Raw genomic sequence first — 1,353 nt, forward strand, 5'->3', positions numbered from 1 at the left:
CTCCATTTCGTCGCTTTGCTAGACTTATGGTATCAATTAATCTAGGGAAAGTGGTGGCATTTTATGTTGGGGTCTATCTCATTTAATCAATCTCACCAAAGTTCATTGAGCCACAATAACAGAGAAAACATTCATGGAAATCCTGGTATAGATCTATCCAGGTCAGAGGAGAATATTTACTTTGTTCAAAAGGACATCCGAATTGTATACAAGGATGTCTTTCAAAAAGCGTTGGACAAGTATAACGAGAAACAAAAACGGAATGACCGTAAGATTGATGATTACTATGACAAAATACATAAAGACGATAAGACGCATGAGCAACGAGAACTCGTTGTAGCGATTGGGGAAGGTAAAGACGACCCAAAGTATAGGGAAGCTAAAAAAGAAGCGTTAAAACAGTATGCAGAGGTGTTTCAAGGGCGAAATCCAAATCTAGTAGTCTATAACATGGTTTTACATGATGATGAAGCAAATCCGCATCTACATATTAACTATGTACCGAATTTCGAAAGTAGTCGAGGATTAACGAGGCGTGTCGGAATGGATAGAGCCTTGCAAGAACAAGGCGTAAATGGAAAAGGAATGGAACTGATTGCAAATTGGAGAATGATAGAAACGGCGTATATTGAAGCATTGGCGAAAGAATGTATCCCTGATTTTGAACGAGCGAATGTAGGTTCACATAAATACATGAAAGTAAAACAATACAAAGAATATGCGGAAACAAAATCGATTGTAGAAAAGCAGGTACAGAAAAAAGAAACCTATTTACAACGGGTAGAGAAAAAAGTGAAACAGTCAGAGGGGAAAGTAGAAGAGTTACAAACCGTACAAGGACAGTTAGAACAGATCGTGAGAGAACAACAACAAGAACGGAAAGACCTACAAAAACAAGTAGGAGATACGAAAGAGGAGATTACAAAACTAGTAGAAACAAAGGAACGGGTAGAAAGAGATTTACAAGGATTTCCTTTATTTGATATGAAAAGGTTGAAAGCAGAAACGGAAAAAGTAGGAGTACTGAAAAAGAAAGAAGTAAAAACAGGAAACTATATTCTGACAAAAGAAGACGCCCAGAAGCTTTCTAAGCGTCTCAGGGGTGTTTCTAGTATCGAAGAAGGGTTAAGTACCATAGATAGGTCTAAAAGTTTGCTAGAAGCCCGGGAGAGCCAAATAAATGAAAGAGAGGAGTTCATCAATCAAAGGGAGTTGGATATCAGCTATAAAGAATTAGAAGTGAACCAAAGAGAACGAACATTGATTGGGAAAGAAGCGGCCATTGAGAATGGTCAAAAATGGTGGGAAGAAAAGCAAGTATTACAAGAACAAGTGAATCTACTAATCGTAGAA

General features: G+C 37.8%; 1 protein-coding gene. It reads left to right on the top strand.

What is annotated here, in order from left to right; translation table 11 throughout:
* Positions 1-105: 105 nt before the first annotated feature.
* Positions 106-1,353: plasmid recombination protein (locus tag AB0H28_RS30080; protein WP_358047524.1), on the top strand; the 1,248-nt coding region annotated here is incomplete at its 3' end.

Origin of the sequence: Micromonospora sp. NPDC050980 (assembly GCF_040653835.1) — a bacterium.
GTDB lineage: Bacteria > Actinomycetota > Actinomycetes > Mycobacteriales > Micromonosporaceae > Micromonospora.